Source organism: Oleisolibacter albus (assembly GCF_003336875.1).
GTDB classification, from domain to species: domain Bacteria; phylum Pseudomonadota; class Alphaproteobacteria; order Azospirillales; family Azospirillaceae; genus Niveispirillum; species Niveispirillum album.
Window position 1 is genome coordinate 527,242 of record NZ_QGNJ01000001.1, and the last position, 14,333, is coordinate 541,574.

Consider the following 14,333-nt stretch of genomic DNA (forward strand, 5'->3'; position numbering starts at 1 on the left):
GTCTTTGGGGGCGCGGCCCCTCCGGACCGGGCGGGAAGGCCGTCAGCGGCAACAGCAACGCGGAAGCGGTCGCACCATGGGCAGCTCGTCCCCGGAAAAGGCCCGCCAGCGGCACGCCGACCAGGGTCGCGGCGGGCGGTCTGGTGGTCGGGTGGCCAGAAGGTCAGGCGGTCTGGCCGGACAGGCGGGCCAGCGCCCGCGTCCGTCCGATCAGGGGTAGCAGGGTTTTCAGCTCCGGTCCATGATCGCGCGCCGTCAGCGCCCGGCGCAGCGGCAGGAACAGGGCCTTGCCCTTGGCGCCGGTGGCCTGCTTCACCGCCTCGGTCCACTGGCCCCAGGTCTCCGCCGTCCAGGGCTCCGGCGGCAGCAGCGCCGCCGCCCGTTCCAGGAACCCGGCATCCTCCACCAGCGGCGTCACCGGCGCATGGGTCACCTCCCACCAGTCGCGGGCATCGGCCAGCCTGGTCAGGTTGGGGCGCACCGCCTCCCAGAAGGCGGTATCGGCCGTCAGGCCCAACGCCGCCAGCCGGTCGGCCACGGCCGCGAAGGGCAGCGCGTGCAGCACCTGAGCGTTGAGGCGCAGCAGCTCGGCCGGATCGAATTTCGGCGTGCCGCGGCCCAGATGGGACAGGTCGAAATCGGCTACCAGTGCCGCATGGCTGGTGCGGGCGACGATGGCGTCGGAGGTGCCGAGCTTGGCCATGTAGCTCAACAGCGCCAGCGGCTCGATCCCCTCCTCCTCGCGCATCGCGGTCAGGCTGAGGGAGCCCAGCCGCTTCGACAGCCCCTCCCCCTCGGCCCCGGCGATCAGGGGGAAATGGGCGAAGGCCGGCACGGCACCCCGTCCCTCGGCCGCCATCAGGGCCTGGAACAGCTGGATCTGCACCGCCGTGTTGGTGACATGGTCCTCGCCGCGGATGATGTGGGTGATGTCGAAATCCAGATCATCGACGACGCTGGTCAGGGTATAGAGCGGCCGGCCATCCTCACGGATCAGCACGGGGTCCGACAGGTCGCGGCCATGGAACTGCTTGTCGCCCTGGATCAGGTCGGTCCAGACGATGGGGGCATGCTCCAGCTTGAAGCGCCAATGGGGCCGGCGTCCCTCAGCCTCCAGCCGGGCGCGGTCGCCGCCGCTCAGCTTCAGCGCGGCGCGGTCATAGAGCGGCGGGCGGTGCTGGGCCAGCAGCGCCTTGCGCTTCAGCCCCAGCTCCTCGGCCGTCTCGTAGCAGGGATAGAGCCGGCCCGCCGCCTTCAGCCGCTCCACCGCCACGGCATACCGGTCGTAGCGGTCGCTCTCGCGGGCGAAGCGGTCCCAGTCCAGCCCCAGCCAGCGCAGATCGGACTCGATGGCGGCGGCGAATTCGGGGCGCGACCGCTCCTCGTCCGTATCGTCCAGCCGGTAGAGGAAACTGCCGCCGGCCTTGCGCGCGAACAGCCAGTTGGTCAGGGCGGCGCGGAGATTGCCGATATGCAGCAGCCCGGTGGGGCTGGGCGCGAAGCGGACGGCGACGGTCATGGTGCTCGGTCGGTCAGAACGGCGGGGTGCCTGCGATAGCACGCAGGCTCCGCCGCTGCAAAGCGGCATCAGCCCTGGGGTGTAAACACCGCATGGGGCTGGTCCAGCCCGCGCAGGGGATATGTGCCCAACGGCTGCATGGCGCGGCCGGAGCAGCCGGCGAAGGCCTCGCTCACCACCACCCGGCATTCCTGCGCCTTGGCCACGTCCAGCAGGCGGCTGGCGATATTGACCGCCGGGCCGACCACGGTGAAGTCCAGCCGGCGCGCCCCGCCGATATTGCCGAAGGCCACATGGCCCAGATGCAGCGACAGCCCGTATTCGATCGGTGGCTGCCCCGCCGGCGGGGTGCGGTTGAAGGCGTCCACGGCATGGGACAGGTCGGCACAGGCGGCCAGGGCATGGCCGCAGGCCACCCGCGGGTCCAGCATGTCGGCGGGGAAGATGGCCAGCAGCCCGTCCCCCATGAATTTCAGCACCTCGCCGCCATGGGCCTCCACCGCGTCCACGGCCAGATCGAACCAGCAGTTCAGCCGCTGGATCACCGCCTCGGACAGGCTGTCCTGGGCGAAGCCGGTGAAGTGGCGCAGGTCGCAGAACCAGATGGCGGCGAAGATGCTCTCGCAGTCGCCGCGGGCGATCTGGCCGTCATAGACGCGGCGGCCGGCACCGCTGCCCAGATATGTCGTCAGCAGATCGGTGGCGATGGTGCGGATGACTCGCGCCTCCAGCAGGGGCGACAGCAGCGACACCGTGCGGTCGAGATCCTGGATATCCAGGGTGCAGAAGCCGCCGGGCCGGCGCGTGGCGAAGGAGATGGCGGCGGAGCGGCCGGAATCCTGGAAGCCCAGCGGATAGATGGCATAGTCGGTGAAGCCCTCGTCGCGCAGCCGCGGCAGCAGCTGCATCGGCGGCAACGGCTGGTCCAACCGGACGCGGAAGGCCTGGCCCGTGGTGTCCACCCGGTGCATGGGGCTGTTGACGTAATCCTCCAGACGTTCCTCGCTGCGCTCCAGCAGGCGGCGGCTCAGGCCCTCACCCCGGACCCAGAGCCGCCCTTCCGCCGAGACCTCGGGATGCAGGAATTCCAGGGCCAGCAGCACCCGGTCCAGCGGCAGCCCCGCCGTCTCCAGCCGCTCCAGCGCCCCGGCGAACAGGAGGTCGAGATCGCGCGGCCCGTCCCGGAACAGCCAATCGGCCAACGGGAGGAGGCGGTCGGACAGGAAAGGCGGTGTGGTCACGGTGCGGACGTCCCGGGCGGCGGTTTCGGCGTCAGGATGGGGACCCGGGCCGCCCAGGGCAAGGGCGGCGGTACCCGACTGCCGGCAATTCCCCCGAAAGCGGTATATCGGGCGGAGATGCCCGGATCACGGAAAGCCGTCCCGCCCCAGGCAGCTGTGCTCCACCGAGCGGGCGGCCAGGTCCTGGAAGCGGGCGAGGTAGCGCCCGTCATTCACCATGGCGGGATCGCGGATGGTATCGGCATTGAGAGTCCGCATGTCGTCGCGGATACGGTCGCAGGGGCCGGCACAGGCGGCCAGACCGACGAGGCCGAGCAGGGCGAAGGCGGCACGCAGGAACATGGAACGGGCCTTTGGTCACGGTCGATGCGATCGGAAGGGTGCGATCCGAGCACGGCGCGTGGGCGGAAGCGGGGCATGATCTGGGCGCTCTTGCGGCAGAGGCGGCAGCGGACGCCCCTGCCTCAACCCGGCCGGGTGGTCCCCTGTTCCCCCGCCGGGCGCAGGGAGCGGAAATAGCGCAGCAGCTGCTGCAACTCGCGCAGCAGCGCCTCATCCTCGCGCAGCCGGGCCTGCAGCGCCTGATCCCGCCGCACCAGATACAGCACATGCTCCTTGGGCGGCAATTGGCGGTAGGACGGTTTCGGCGACAGGGTGCCGTCTTCCTGGATGGTGGAAAGGAAGAACGAGGCCCGCATATATTTGGAAAACAGCCGATAGCCGGACTCCGGCGGCTCCCGCGTCACGATGCTGAAGATGTAGTTGGCGCGGAAGAGATAATAATTGTCGTAGATGCGCTGGAGCGTGTGGAACAGCTCGCTGGCACTGCCGATGCGGCTGACGATCTGCTGATCCTTGTAGCCCAGGGCGAAGTAACTGGCGGCCTCCCGCGCGAACAGCAGCGGCCGTTCTCGCATGCGCGTGGCCTGCCGGCGGTACTCGACCAAGGCCCGCCCCAGCACCCCGTGCAACGCGCGCCGCTCCTTCTCCAGGGCAGGCGGCAGGCCCATCATGAACTCGACGGCCGGCAGCAGCTGCAGCGGGTGGGTCACGCTCATCGGCCGGCCCCGCCCCTGTCCCCCCTGGCCCAGCAGCGAGGATTGCAGCCCGTCCAGCACCTCCTGCCAGCGCCAGCGCAGCCGGACCGTGGGCGACAGGGTGATCAGCCCCCCGGCATGCAGGGCCAGACGCAGCCGGTCGCGCCAGCCCGGCGGCGGCACCGGCACCGGGGCCACATCGGTCAGCCGCAGCGGTCGCAGCAGCCTGTCGGCAGACGGCGGCGCCGGGCGCAGCAGCAGGCTCCGCCCGTACACCACACCGCGCATCCTGTCCTCTGCCGGTTCCGCCATCCCCATCCAATCCGGCCACGTTGACCCCGGCCCGCCGGGGCCGGTGCCGCTGCATCATTTTGCCGCTATCAGGACGATAGGGGCAGGGGTGCAATTTTTGAAAGTACATCTTTTTTCCATGCAATCGCCGCGAGCCGACCGCCGGGACCGCCGGGACCGCCGGGCGACGGCGCAGGGTTTTCCCGCGACCGGCGTACCAGAGACGACGGGCACATGGCCCGCATGACGCCCCCACGATGAAACGAAGGAGTCCTTCGATGATGGTCCGCCCCCTGATCCTGGCCGCCCTCTCCACCCTTGTCCTGGCCTCGGCAGCGCATGCCCAGGCCGAAGGCCCTCGCCGGCAAGGCCCCGGTGCCCAGGCCATGTGGGAAAAGATGGACACCAACAAGGACGGTGTCGTCGACGAGGCCGAGTTCAAGGCGGCCCGCGCCGAGATGTTCAAGCGCATGGACAAGGATGGCGACGGCAAGATCTCCAAGGCCGACTTCCCCGCCGCCATGGACCAGGCCCGGACCCAACGCCACGCGGAAATGCAGAACCGCATGTTCGACCAGCTGGATACCAACAAGGACGGATTCGTGACCGCCGACGAGTTCGCCGCTGGCGCCGGCAAGGGTTTCGAGCGGTTTGACCGCAACGACGACGGCAAGCTGACGCCGGAAGACCGGCCCCAGGGCAAACGCAACTGATCCGCGGGTGAACGGCGATGACGGCGCAGGCACTGGCCACTAGGATGGAGGGGACCCGGCCTGCCGGGTCCCCCACCTCTGGAGGAGTGCGGTTGACCGGGTCCGCGGATACAGGATCGGACGCCAGCCGGAGCGAACCCGGTGACGAGGCGCTGGTCGTCCGCGTGGCGGCCGGCGACCGCCGCGCCTATGCGCTGCTGGTCGACCGCCATCTCGACCGCACCGTCACCATCGCCCGGCGGGTTCTGGGCAGCCAGGCCGAAGCGGAGGATGTGGCACAGGAGGCGTTCCTGCGCCTGTGGCAGAATGCCGGCCGCTTCCGGCCGGACAGCGGCGCCCGCTTCACCACCTGGTTCTACCGGGTCACCATGAATCTCTGCCTCGATCATCAGCGCCGGCCCAAGGGCAGGGCGCTGGACGATGCCGGAGACCCGCAGGACCCGGCCCCGGACGCCGAAACCAATCTGGTGCGGAACCGGACGGCGGCGGCCGTGGCGGCCGCGATCCAGGAACTGCCGGAGCGGCAGCGGGCGGCGATCACGCTGACCTATGACGCCGGCCTCAGCAATGCCGAGGCGGCACGGACGCTGGATGTCAGCGTCAAGGCATTCGAAACGGTTCTGGTGCGCGCCCGGCGCGCGTTGCGGACCCGTCTGGCCGGTTGGGGCGCCGCCGGCGGGACCGACGAAGAGAGCAAAAGGAAGGAAGGGGCATGATGACACCGTCGCGCTTCGAAGACCTGCTGGACCGGCACGGACCGGACCTGGCGCAGTGGCCGGCCGGTGAACGCGCCGCCGCGGACGCCCTGTTGCGCCGCGCCCCGGAGATGGCCGCCCTGCTGGAGGCGGATCGGCAGCTGCGGACGGTCCTGGCCGACGGGCTGCCCGGTGCAACAGCCGGCAGCGGCCTGCGCGCCGCCATCCTGTCCATCCCCCTGGCCCATCCGCGGACCCTGCCCCGGCGCTTCGGACTGCGGGCCTGGCTGGCCGGGTTGCTGCGGCCGCTGTCCGCCGGCATGGCCACCGCCTGTGCCGCCGGCGCCCTGGGCTTCGTCCTGGGCTATGGCCAGCTCATCACCCTGCCCGGCCTGACCGGAACCGACACCGCCAGCAGCGAAGCCAGCGCCAGCGATGGCGAGCTGGTCGCCAGCCTGGCCTTCTATTCCCCGTTGGAGACCCTGCCATGAGGCGGCAGACCCTGATCCTGACCATCCTGCTGGTGCTGTCCGTTTCGGCCAATCTGGCCGTGGCCGGCATCGTGCTGGGCCATCGTCTGCATGGCGGACCGTTCGGCAAGGAAGGCCACCGGCCGCCCTATCCGGAACTGGCCATGGGCCATGTGCCGTCCGAGCTGCGCAAGGCCCTGTGGAGCCATATCCGCAATCCCGAGGATCCGGCGGTGGCACGAGGGGAGGCATTGCGCGACACCGTGCGCCAGGCCATGGCCGAGGCCGCCCGCACCCTGCGGGCCCGCCCCTTCGACGCCGACGCCGCCACCGCGGCGCTGGCCCGGCTGCGTCAGACCACCCAGTACGCCCAGGAGCGGGTACATGGCGCCATCGTGCAGACCCTGGACGAGGCCCAGAGCAAGGGGACGCTGCCGCCGCCGCCCGATCCTGGTGACGAACCGCCGGGCCGGCGCGACGGCGGTCCTGAAGCGCCCGGCCGCGGCGAGCGCTGACGGGGAAAGCACCGGCTGCCGTCGGCGCCCCCGTCGGCGCCCCCGTTGGCGCCCCCGTTGGTGCCCCCCCGTCGGCGCCCATTGTCACGGTGCTCGTGACAAGGTGCCTGTGAAAAGGGCCGCCCGGTCGGGCGGCCCTTGCGGCCTGGGGCATTGCGTGCCGGAAGGCCGGCCGGACCGGCTCAGGCCGCGGCCTGCATGGCCTTCCGGTTGACGTCGCCGGTGGCGATCTTGTTCAGCAGCTCGTCCGTCCGCTTCTCCTCCGCCAGCGTCTCATCCAGCAGCTTGGCCACGTCGGTCAGGCCGCAGGCCTCGGCATAGGCGTGGACGGTGCCATAGGCGGCGATCTCGTAATGCTCCATCTTCTGGGCATGGGCCAGGATGGCGGCATCCTGCAGCTCGGCCGGCAGCCCTTCATCCATCAGGCTGGTCACCTCCTCGATCAGCCCTTCCATGGCGTCGCAGTGCTTGGCCCGGGGGCGCTGCTCCAGATGCTCGAAGCACTGCTTGAGGCGTTCGATCTGGCCTTCGGTCTCCTCGCGGTGCTTCTGGAACGCCTGCTTCAGCTGGTCGTTCTGCACCGCCTTCTGCAGCTTGGGATAGACCTTCAGCGCCTGCTTCTCCGCGTCGTAGATGTCGCGCAGTTCTTCGACCAGCAGGTCCTTCATGGACTTCGCAGCCATCGGCAATTCCTCTGTCTTCGGTAGGGACCGGGGGAGTTGGTCTGGCTCTATGGCGGCCCCGGCGGTTCCGCGCCCTGACAACAGGGCGGGACGGGCCGGTGTTGCACCCCCTACCTTTTTCGCTGTGCGGACGGTTACAGTGGGCCGGCGCGGCTGTCCTCATCCTGGCGGTGTCGCCGCCCCCGCCCTGCCCGCAATGCCGGAAAAGCATCCAGGTCCAGACCATGAGCCACCCCCCTGTCGTCACGCCGCCTGCCGCCGCCGAGGTTTCCCGCTGGACGGACGCCTATTTCCAGCGCACCCGCGCCATCGTCGAGCGCTTCGGTGATGCCCGGGTCACCTATGCCGTGTTCATGCGCCGCCCGGTGATCTTCGCCCCGAAACTGGCCCTGGACTGGCTGCGCGCCGTGGCCGCCGAGCGTGGTTTCACCCCGGAGATCCAGCAGAATTACGAGGAGGGCAAATGGGTCGGCGCCGGCGAGCCCATGCTGTGGATCACCGGTCCCTTCACCCGGCTGGTGGAACTGGAAACCCTGTTCCTGATGAAGCTGGGTCCGGCCTGCGTCGCCGCCTACAACGCCTACATGATGTGCGCCGGCCTGCCCCGCACCGCCTTCCTGGCCATGGATGCCCGGCACTGCGCCGGGACCGAGATGGCGGAGATCATGGCCTATGCCGCGTCGGTCGGCTCGGCCCGGGCTCAGCGCAAGGACGGGGCCATGGGCTTCGTCGGCAATGCCACCGACGCCACGGCCCATTATTTCGGGAAGGACCAGGGGCTGGGCACCATGCCGCATGCCCTGATCGGCTATGCCGGCTCCACCGTGCGGGCGGCGGAGCTGTACCGGGAAACCTTCCCGGACGAGCCGATGACGGTGCTGGTGGATTATTTCGGCCGCGAGGTCAGCGACAGCCTGGCGGTCTGCCGGCGCTTCCCCGACATGGCGGCGGCCGGCACCCTGTCATTGCGCCTGGACACGCCGGGCGGCCGCTTCGTCGAGGGGCTGGACCCGCCGCAGAGCTATGCCGTCCTGGACCGGCGGGCGCCGGCCTCCATCCGCGGCTACCGCGACGAATCGGAGCTGCGCCATCTCATCGGGGCCGGCGTCTCCGCCGCCGCCATCCACTGGCTGCGGGAGAAGCTGGACGAGGCCGGCTTCCCCAGGGTCAGGATCGTGGCCAGCAGCGGGTTCAATCCGGAGAAGTGCCGGGTCATGGCCGACGCCCTGGCCCCCATCGACGTGGTCGGGACCGGCAGCTACCTGCCGGACCGCTGGTCGGAGACCTATGCCACCGCCGACATCGTGGAGTATGACGGCGTCCCGCGGGTCAAGGTCGGGCGTGAGTTCCTGCTGCGGCGCTGACGTCCACAGGACCCGGCCGGCCAGCTGCCCCCGCGCCGGCTGGCCGGCCGGTCCGCCGAACGGAGTCCTCAGCGGATTCCGGCGGGCTTGTCCAGCAGGTTCTCTTCCTGCGGCTTCTTGATCTGCAGCAGCTCCACCGTGAACAGCAGGGTGGCGCCGGGAGCGATCTCATCGCCGGCGCCCTTGTTGCCATAGCCCAGTTCCGACGGGACGGCGAATTCCCAGACCTCGCCCACCCGCATCATCGGAATGCCTTCGCGCCAGCCGGGGATCAGCTTGTTGATGGCGAAGGTCGCCGGCTGTCCGTGGCTGTAGCTGCTGTCGAACTCGCGGCCATCGATCAGGGTGCCGCGGTAATGGGCCACCACGGTGTCGGTGGGCAGGGGACGCGGCGCATTGCCCGTCACCCGCTTGACCACATGGTATTGCAGCCCGCTCGCCGTCACCATCCAGCCCGGCTTCTTGGCGTTCTCCACCAGATACTGCTTCTGCGGGCTGGGCGGCGGCAGCGTGGTGGCGGCGGGCGGCTGCTGCGCCGTGGCGCTGCCGGCGGCGAGAACGGCCAGACCGGCCACCAGGCCCGTGACCAGGGACTTGTGCAGGAAGGCGGGGCGCAGGGGCATGAAGATCTCCGCGAGGTAAGGACATCGGGCGGCATCGCCGGGCCGCCCGCCCCTTTCGCGTAGCATTGCCGCGCGCCGGGGTCGAGAGGGATCGGCCCGCCGGTCAGCGGGAAACGCGGTCAGCGGGGCGCACGGCCGGCCGGAGCCGGCATCGCGTCGCCGGGAGCGGCCATGGGCGTGCCGGGGGCCGGCGGGCGATCGGGCAGCGTGTCCAGCGTCATCATCCGCACATCGGCCGGCAGATCGAACAGGGCGGCATCCTGCGGCCCCCGGCTGACGCCGGTCAGGTCCATATGGACCTGGACACCCTCGCCGCCGTCGGTGGCGGTGCCGTCGACACGGAGATAGATGCCATCGGCCGTGGCCCAGACGGTGCCGGTGAAACCGCCGCCGCCGGCAAAGACATCCTGGACCTTGTACTTCGTGGCCTGCAGGCCGCCGATGGTCTCCTTGCCCTGCGCCTCGCCGTCCAGCGTCGCCAGCAGCGCCGTATCCAGCCCCACCTCGGGGTCGAGCGGCGAGATCTCCATGGCGATGCGGGCCTGCGGCTGCATGACATAGGCCTTGTTCCGGTCCGGCCGCAGGATCAGCACATTGGCCAGACCGTCCACCGTGGCCTCGCGCCGTTCCCGCCCGCGGGAATGGAACAGCCGGGACTCGGTGGTGACGCCGTTGGCGGTCAGGCTCTGCCGGGCGCTGTAGTCCGCCTGCGGGGCTGGCAATTTGGCGGCCAGGGCCGGCGCTGCCGCCAGCAGCAGAATCAGACCGGCGGCGGCCGGGCGGAACGGACGGGGGAACGGCATCATCGGGAAACCACCAGCACGGCTTGGAATGGCGGCGACCCTACGCCCGGCCCGCAGCCCCGGCAAGGCCCGCCGGTCACGGCTCCGGCGGCGGGCCGACCGGCTCGCCGGACGCATCGACCGGCGCCAGATCGGCCACGGCCGGTCCCGCCAGCACCGCGCCATCCGGTGCGAAGCGGCTGCCATGGCAGGGGCAGTCCCAGCTGTTCTCCAGCCCGTTCCAATGCACGGTGCAGCCGAGATGGGTGCATTTGGCCGAGACGCGGGTCAGGCTGCCATCCTCCGCGCGGAAGACGGCCACGGGCTGCCCCCCGATCCGCAGCACCCCGCCGCCGCCCGGCGCGATGGCGGCTTCGCTGGTGATGTCTGTCCCGCCCTCGTGGCGGTAGCCGCCGAAGGCGTATTCCCGGGCCACGTCCAGGTTTTCCTTCAGGTATTCGCGCAGGTTCCGGGCCGGCTTGCGCGAGGGCTCGTACAGGCCGGCCCAGGCGTTGGCGCGCCCCTGCAACAGATCGGTCAGCACCATGCCGGCAATGGTGCCATGGGTCATTCCCATGCCGCTGTCGCCGGTGGCGATCAGGATGTTGGCGGTGTTGGCCGGATCGCGGCCGATGAAGGCCAGCCCGTCGAACGGCTCCATCACCTGGCCGGACCAGCGGCAGACCGTCTCGGCCGCCATGGGGAAATGGCGCCTGGCCCAGTCCTCCAGCCGCAGAAAGCGCTGGTCGTGGTCCTGGGCCTCCCCGGTCTTGTGATCCTCGCCGCCGATGATGAGGATATCGTCCCCCTGTTCATCGGCCGCCGCCTGCAGGCGTACATAGTGATAGTCGTCGCGCGTGTCCCACCACAGCGCCGGTTCGAGGCTGCCGCGCGGCACCCGCAGCGCCACCACATAGGTGCGGTAGGGGGCCTGCTTGGTGTGGATGGCGACCGTGTCGATGACGGGGCTGTTGGTGGCGACGACACAGGCGGCCGCCTTCAGGCTGTGTCCATCGGCCAGATGGATGATGGCCTCCTCCCCGCCCTCCACCGATGTCACGCGCTGGCCGGCCACCACCTGACCGCCAAGGGCGCGGATGGCCCGGACCAGCCCGGCGGCATATTTCATCGGATCGAACTGCCCCTGGCGCGGGAAGCGCAGGGCCGGACCGGCATAATTGGCCGGAAGGCGGAAATCCTCCACCAGATCCACATCGGTCAGCCCGGCCCGGTGGGCCGCGGCCAGTTCCTCCTCCAGCAGATGCCGGTCGTCGCCCGGCGCCAGGAACAGCCAGCCGTCGAGCCGGCGATAGTCGCAGGCGATGTCCTCCTGCGCGGCGATGCGGCCGATCATCTCGATGGCGGCGGTATGGCTCTCCGCCGCCAGCCGCGCCCCCTCCTCGCCCACCTGGGTCTCCAGGAAGCTGTAGCGGTCGTCGATGGCGTTGGACAGATGGGCCGTCGTGCGGGCCGTCTCGCCGCCGGCGGGGTCCCTGGCATCCAGCACCAGCACCGCCCGCCCCTCCCGCGCCAGCAGATAGGCCGTGGTCAGCCCGGCGATGCCGGCGCCGACCACCACGACATCGGCCGGCCTGTCGCGGTCGACCAGACTGTAAGGGGCAAAGGCCAGCCCCTTGTCCATGTCCAGGTCCGACGGATGCGCCGGTTCACCCGGATGCGGCGCGACACGTGTGGCCTCTGGCCGGGGTGCCGTGTCCATCCACAGGGATCTGCTGCTGCCGGTGCCGCGCATCTCGGCCTTCCTTTCAGGGTTCGGCGGCCGCCGCTTCGGATGCCGCCCTGGCTCGGGAACATGACGGCTTTGCCGAAAGTTCCGGTCTCGGCCCTTCCCCCCGCCCCCCTCTGCCGTGGCAGAGTGCGATGGAGAACTTGACCCTTATGCTCATGAAGAGCATAAGCGGAGACATTTATCCGACCCGGTTTCAGGAAACGACAGCCATGACCGACCGCCTGACCATCGCCCTGGCCCAGATCAACCCGACCGTGGGGGCGCTGGCCGCCAATGCGGCGCTGATCCGCCAGGCCCGCGCCCAGGCCGCGGACCGCGGCGCCGATCTGGTGGTCTGCCCGGAACTGTCGATCTGCGGCTATCCGCCCGAGGATCTGGTGCTGAAGCCCTTCTTCCTCGACCGGGTCCAGGCGGTGGTGGAGGAACTGGCGGCGGAGACGGCGGACGGCGGCCCGGCCCTGCTGGTGGGCGCCCCCTGGCGCGTCGGCGGCAAGCGGCACAATGCTGCCCTGCTGCTGGATGGCGGCCGTATCGAGGCGGTGCGGCTGAAGCATGACCTGCCGAACTACGGCCCCTTCGACGAGAAGCGGGTGTTCGAGCCGGCCGGCCTGCCCGGCCCCATCAGCTTCCGCGGCGTGCGCCTGGGCGTGCTGATCTGTGAGGACATGTGGACGCCGGATGTGGCCGAAACCCTGGCCGAGACCGGGGCGGAGATCCTGATCGTGCCCAACGGCAGCCCGTTCGAGATGGACAAGGCCGACCGCCGCCTGTCGCTGGCCGTGGCGCGGGTGACGGAAACCGGCCTGCCGCTGATCTATGTGAACCAGGTGGGCGGCCAGGACGAGCTGGTGTTCGACGGCGCCAGCTTCGCGCTGAACGCCGACCATACCCTGCTGGCCCAGCTGCCGGCCTTCGAGCAGCATGTGGCCATCACCGCCTGGACCCGGACGACCGATGGCTGGCGCGGCAGCTCCACCACGCTGACGCCGCCGCCGGAGCGGCTGGAATCGGTCTACCGGGCCATGGTGCTGGGCCTGCGCGACTATGTGGAGAAGAACCGCTTCCCCGGTGTGCTGATCGGCCTGTCCGGCGGCATCGACAGCGCCATTTCCGCCGCCGTGGCCGTGGATGCGCTGGGCGCCGACCGCGTCCATTGCGTGATGATGCCCTCGCCCTACACCAGCCAGGACAGCCTGGACGACGCCGCCGACTGCGCGTCGCTGCTGGGCTGCCGCCTGGACAGCATCGCCATCGCGCCGGCCATGACCGCCTTCGCCGGCATGCTGGCGCCGCATTTCGCCGGCCGCGACCCGGATATCACCGAGGAGAACCTGCAGAGCCGTGCCCGCGGCATGACGCTGATGGCCCTGTCCAACAAGTTCGGCAGCATGGTGCTGTCCACCGGCAACAAGTCGGAGATGAGCGTGGGCTATGCCACGCTCTACGGCGACATGTGCGGCGGCTATTCGGTGCTGAAGGATGTGTACAAGACCACGGTCTATGACGTGTCGCGCTGGCGCAACGCCCACCGGCCCGGCGACGGGCTGGGTCCCGGCGGGCGGGTCATCCCGGAGCGCATCCTGACCAAGGCGCCCACAGCGGAACTGAAGCCGAACCAGACCGACCAGGACACCCTGCCCCCCTACGAGGTGCTGGATGATATCCTGAGCTGCCTGGTGGAACAGGATCTGGGACTCGATGAGATCATGGCCCGCGGCCACGACCGCGAGACGGTGAACCGGGTCTGGCGCATGCTGGACCGGGCGGAATACAAGCGCCGGCAGGCGCCGCCGGGCGTCAAGGTCACCGCCCGCAGCTTCGGCAAGGACCGGCGCTATCCCATCACCAGCGGCCTGCTCTCGCTGCTGCAACAAAAATGAGACCAGGGCGGCGGGTTCCGCCCCGGGTCGATGGAAAGCGCACCGCGGCAGATGGTTACAGGGTTGAAAAAGCCGAGCCTCCACTGTCTTGACAAGGGTCCGTCCCCTCACCAAAGTGCCCGCCGACGTACCATTCGGATGGGGTGGGGGAGTACGTATTGCTTCCTTCGCCCCAGTCCGCGTAAGGTGCGCAAGCGCTCCATGATCGTCCCGGTGGATGCGGGTCGGAGCGATGCCGTGCAACACGTCCAGGTGGGGGTTTCCGCGTGTCCGTGACCAATCTTCAGGTGCTGGTTGTCGATGATTATGCGACGATGCGGCGCATTATCCGAAACCTGCTCACCCAGATCGGCTTCACCAAGATCGAAGAGGCGGCGGACGGGGCCGAGGCCTTGGCCAAGCTGCGTGGTGGGGCCTTCGGGCTCGTCATCTCCGACTGGAACATGGAGCCGATGACCGGCCTGCAGCTCCTCAAGGAGGTGCGCGCCGACATCCGCTTGAAGCAGATGCCCTTCATCATGGTGACCGCGGAGTCGAAGACGGAAAACGTCATCGCCGCCAAGGAAGCCGGCGTGAACAACTACATCGTCAAGCCGTTCAACGCCGACACCCTGAAGAAGAAGATCGAGAGCGTGCTCGGCGCCATCGGCTGACCGCCGACGCCGGACCGGGTTCACGGGCCTGCCTGCGGGTCCTTCCCCTCTGCGATAGTGTCTTTCCCATGGCCACGCCTCCTCCCGGGGGCGTGGCCATCGGCGTTTGTGCCGGAT

General features: G+C 69.8%; 15 protein-coding genes. 7 read left to right on the forward strand and 8 right to left on the reverse strand.

What is annotated here, in order from left to right:
• Positions 1 to 163 precede the first annotated feature (163 nt).
• The 4 genes from gltX to DK368_RS02535 form a co-directional block, all read right to left on the reverse strand.
• A complete protein-coding gene (gene gltX / locus DK368_RS02520) occupies positions 164 to 1,519 on the reverse strand; it encodes a glutamate--tRNA ligase (RefSeq protein ID WP_114391956.1) in 1,356 nt (451 codons plus the stop codon).
• A gap of 68 nt (positions 1,520 to 1,587) precedes the next feature.
• Positions 1,588 to 2,760 carry an adenylate/guanylate cyclase domain-containing protein gene (locus DK368_RS02525; protein ID WP_114391957.1) on the reverse strand — a complete coding sequence of 391 codons (1,173 nt, stop codon included), beginning with the start codon at positions 2,758 to 2,760 and terminating at the stop codon, positions 1,588 to 1,590.
• A 126-nt stretch (positions 2,761 to 2,886) separates the two neighbouring features.
• The gene (locus DK368_RS02530; RefSeq protein ID WP_114391958.1) at positions 2,887 to 3,102 is read right to left on the reverse strand and encodes a hypothetical protein; all 216 of its coding nucleotides are present in this window, start codon (positions 3,100 to 3,102) and stop codon (positions 2,887 to 2,889) included.
• A gap of 122 nt (positions 3,103 to 3,224) precedes the next feature.
• Positions 3,225 to 4,085, reverse strand: coding sequence for a hypothetical protein (locus DK368_RS02535; RefSeq protein WP_155524442.1), 861 nt, complete (start codon positions 4,083 to 4,085; stop codon positions 3,225 to 3,227).
• 281 nt (positions 4,086 to 4,366) lie between these two features.
• Here DK368_RS02535 and DK368_RS02540 point away from each other — a divergent pair, with 281 nt between their 5' ends.
• The 4 genes from DK368_RS02540 (at position 4,367) to DK368_RS02555 (ending at position 6,481) form a co-directional block, all read left to right on the forward strand.
• Positions 4,367 to 4,801: an EF-hand domain-containing protein gene (locus tag DK368_RS02540; RefSeq protein WP_162305829.1), complete on the forward strand. Its 435-nt coding sequence runs from the start codon at positions 4,367 to 4,369 to the stop codon at positions 4,799 to 4,801.
• 92 nt (positions 4,802 to 4,893) lie between these two features.
• On the forward strand, positions 4,894 to 5,517 hold the full coding sequence (locus DK368_RS02545; RefSeq protein ID WP_240002297.1) for an RNA polymerase sigma factor: 624 nt from the start codon (positions 4,894 to 4,896) through the stop codon (positions 5,515 to 5,517).
• Entirely contained in the window at positions 5,514 to 5,987 is a 474-nt protein-coding gene (locus tag DK368_RS02550; RefSeq protein ID WP_155524443.1) for a hypothetical protein, read from the forward strand. The genes DK368_RS02545 and DK368_RS02550 overlap by 4 nt, the downstream gene beginning before the upstream one ends.
• Positions 5,984 to 6,481, forward strand: coding sequence for a periplasmic heavy metal sensor (locus DK368_RS02555; protein ID WP_114391963.1), 498 nt, complete (start codon positions 5,984 to 5,986; stop codon positions 6,479 to 6,481). The genes DK368_RS02550 and DK368_RS02555 overlap by 4 nt, the downstream gene beginning before the upstream one ends.
• Before the next feature lie 182 nt (positions 6,482 to 6,663).
• Here DK368_RS02555 and DK368_RS02560 read toward each other — a convergent pair whose 3' ends face one another.
• Positions 6,664 to 7,164, reverse strand: coding sequence for a YciE/YciF ferroxidase family protein (locus DK368_RS02560; RefSeq protein ID WP_114391964.1), 501 nt, complete (start codon positions 7,162 to 7,164; stop codon positions 6,664 to 6,666).
• Positions 7,165 to 7,388: 224 nt separating this feature from the next.
• Between DK368_RS02560 and DK368_RS02565 the strand changes: the two genes are divergently transcribed.
• The gene (locus tag DK368_RS02565) at positions 7,389 to 8,528 is read left to right on the forward strand and encodes a beta/alpha barrel domain-containing protein (RefSeq protein WP_114391965.1); all 1,140 of its coding nucleotides are present in this window, start codon (positions 7,389 to 7,391) and stop codon (positions 8,526 to 8,528) included.
• A gap of 68 nt (positions 8,529 to 8,596) precedes the next feature.
• Here the strand turns inward: DK368_RS02565 and DK368_RS02570 are convergent, their stop codons facing one another.
• The 3 genes from DK368_RS02570 to DK368_RS02580 form a co-directional block, all read right to left on the reverse strand.
• Positions 8,597 to 9,151: an FKBP-type peptidyl-prolyl cis-trans isomerase gene (locus DK368_RS02570; RefSeq protein WP_114391966.1), complete on the reverse strand. Its 555-nt coding sequence runs from the start codon at positions 9,149 to 9,151 to the stop codon at positions 8,597 to 8,599.
• Positions 9,152 to 9,270: 119 nt separating this feature from the next.
• On the reverse strand, positions 9,271 to 9,957 hold the full coding sequence (locus DK368_RS02575; protein WP_114391967.1) for a hypothetical protein: 687 nt from the start codon (positions 9,955 to 9,957) through the stop codon (positions 9,271 to 9,273).
• Between the two features lie 73 nt (positions 9,958 to 10,030).
• Complete coding sequence (locus DK368_RS02580) at positions 10,031 to 11,575, reverse strand: FAD-dependent oxidoreductase (RefSeq protein ID WP_205028001.1); 1,545 nt, start codon at positions 11,573 to 11,575, stop codon at positions 10,031 to 10,033.
• Between the two features lie 317 nt (positions 11,576 to 11,892).
• Here DK368_RS02580 and DK368_RS02585 point away from each other — a divergent pair, with 317 nt between their 5' ends.
• Together DK368_RS02585 and DK368_RS02590 are read left to right on the forward strand one after the other, a co-directional pair.
• The gene (locus DK368_RS02585) at positions 11,893 to 13,563 is read left to right on the forward strand and encodes an NAD+ synthase (RefSeq protein ID WP_114391968.1); all 1,671 of its coding nucleotides are present in this window, start codon (positions 11,893 to 11,895) and stop codon (positions 13,561 to 13,563) included.
• A gap of 266 nt (positions 13,564 to 13,829) precedes the next feature.
• Positions 13,830 to 14,216 carry a response regulator gene (locus DK368_RS02590; RefSeq protein WP_114391969.1) on the forward strand — a complete coding sequence of 129 codons (387 nt, stop codon included), beginning with the start codon at positions 13,830 to 13,832 and terminating at the stop codon, positions 14,214 to 14,216.
• The last annotated feature ends 117 nt before the right edge of the window (positions 14,217 to 14,333 follow it).

Bases quoted from the DNA above. Each gene is read 5' to 3' on its own strand.
- gltX (WP_114391956.1), bottom strand. From the start codon at position 1,519: ATGACCGTCGCCGTCCGCTTCGCGCCCAGCCCCACCGGGCTGCTGCAT.
- DK368_RS02530 (WP_114391958.1), bottom strand. From the start codon at position 3,102: ATGTTCCTGCGTGCCGCCTTCGCCCTGCTCGGCCTCGTCGGTCTGGCC.
- DK368_RS02535 (WP_155524442.1), bottom strand. From the start codon at position 4,085: ATGCGCGGTGTGGTGTACGGGCGGAGCCTGCTGCTGCGCCCGGCGCCG.
- DK368_RS02540 (WP_162305829.1), top strand. From the start codon at position 4,367: ATGATGGTCCGCCCCCTGATCCTGGCCGCCCTCTCCACCCTTGTCCTG.
- DK368_RS02550 (WP_155524443.1), top strand. From the start codon at position 5,514: ATGATGACACCGTCGCGCTTCGAAGACCTGCTGGACCGGCACGGACCG.
- DK368_RS02555 (WP_114391963.1), top strand. From the start codon at position 5,984: ATGAGGCGGCAGACCCTGATCCTGACCATCCTGCTGGTGCTGTCCGTT.
- DK368_RS02560 (WP_114391964.1), bottom strand. From the start codon at position 7,164: ATGGCTGCGAAGTCCATGAAGGACCTGCTGGTCGAAGAACTGCGCGAC.
- DK368_RS02565 (WP_114391965.1), top strand. From the start codon at position 7,389: ATGAGCCACCCCCCTGTCGTCACGCCGCCTGCCGCCGCCGAGGTTTCC.
- DK368_RS02570 (WP_114391966.1), bottom strand. From the start codon at position 9,151: ATGCCCCTGCGCCCCGCCTTCCTGCACAAGTCCCTGGTCACGGGCCTG.
- DK368_RS02575 (WP_114391967.1), bottom strand. From the start codon at position 9,957: ATGATGCCGTTCCCCCGTCCGTTCCGCCCGGCCGCCGCCGGTCTGATT.
- DK368_RS02580 (WP_205028001.1), bottom strand. From the start codon at position 11,575: ATGGACAAGGGGCTGGCCTTTGCCCCTTACAGTCTGGTCGACCGCGAC.
- DK368_RS02585 (WP_114391968.1), top strand. From the start codon at position 11,893: ATGACCGACCGCCTGACCATCGCCCTGGCCCAGATCAACCCGACCGTG.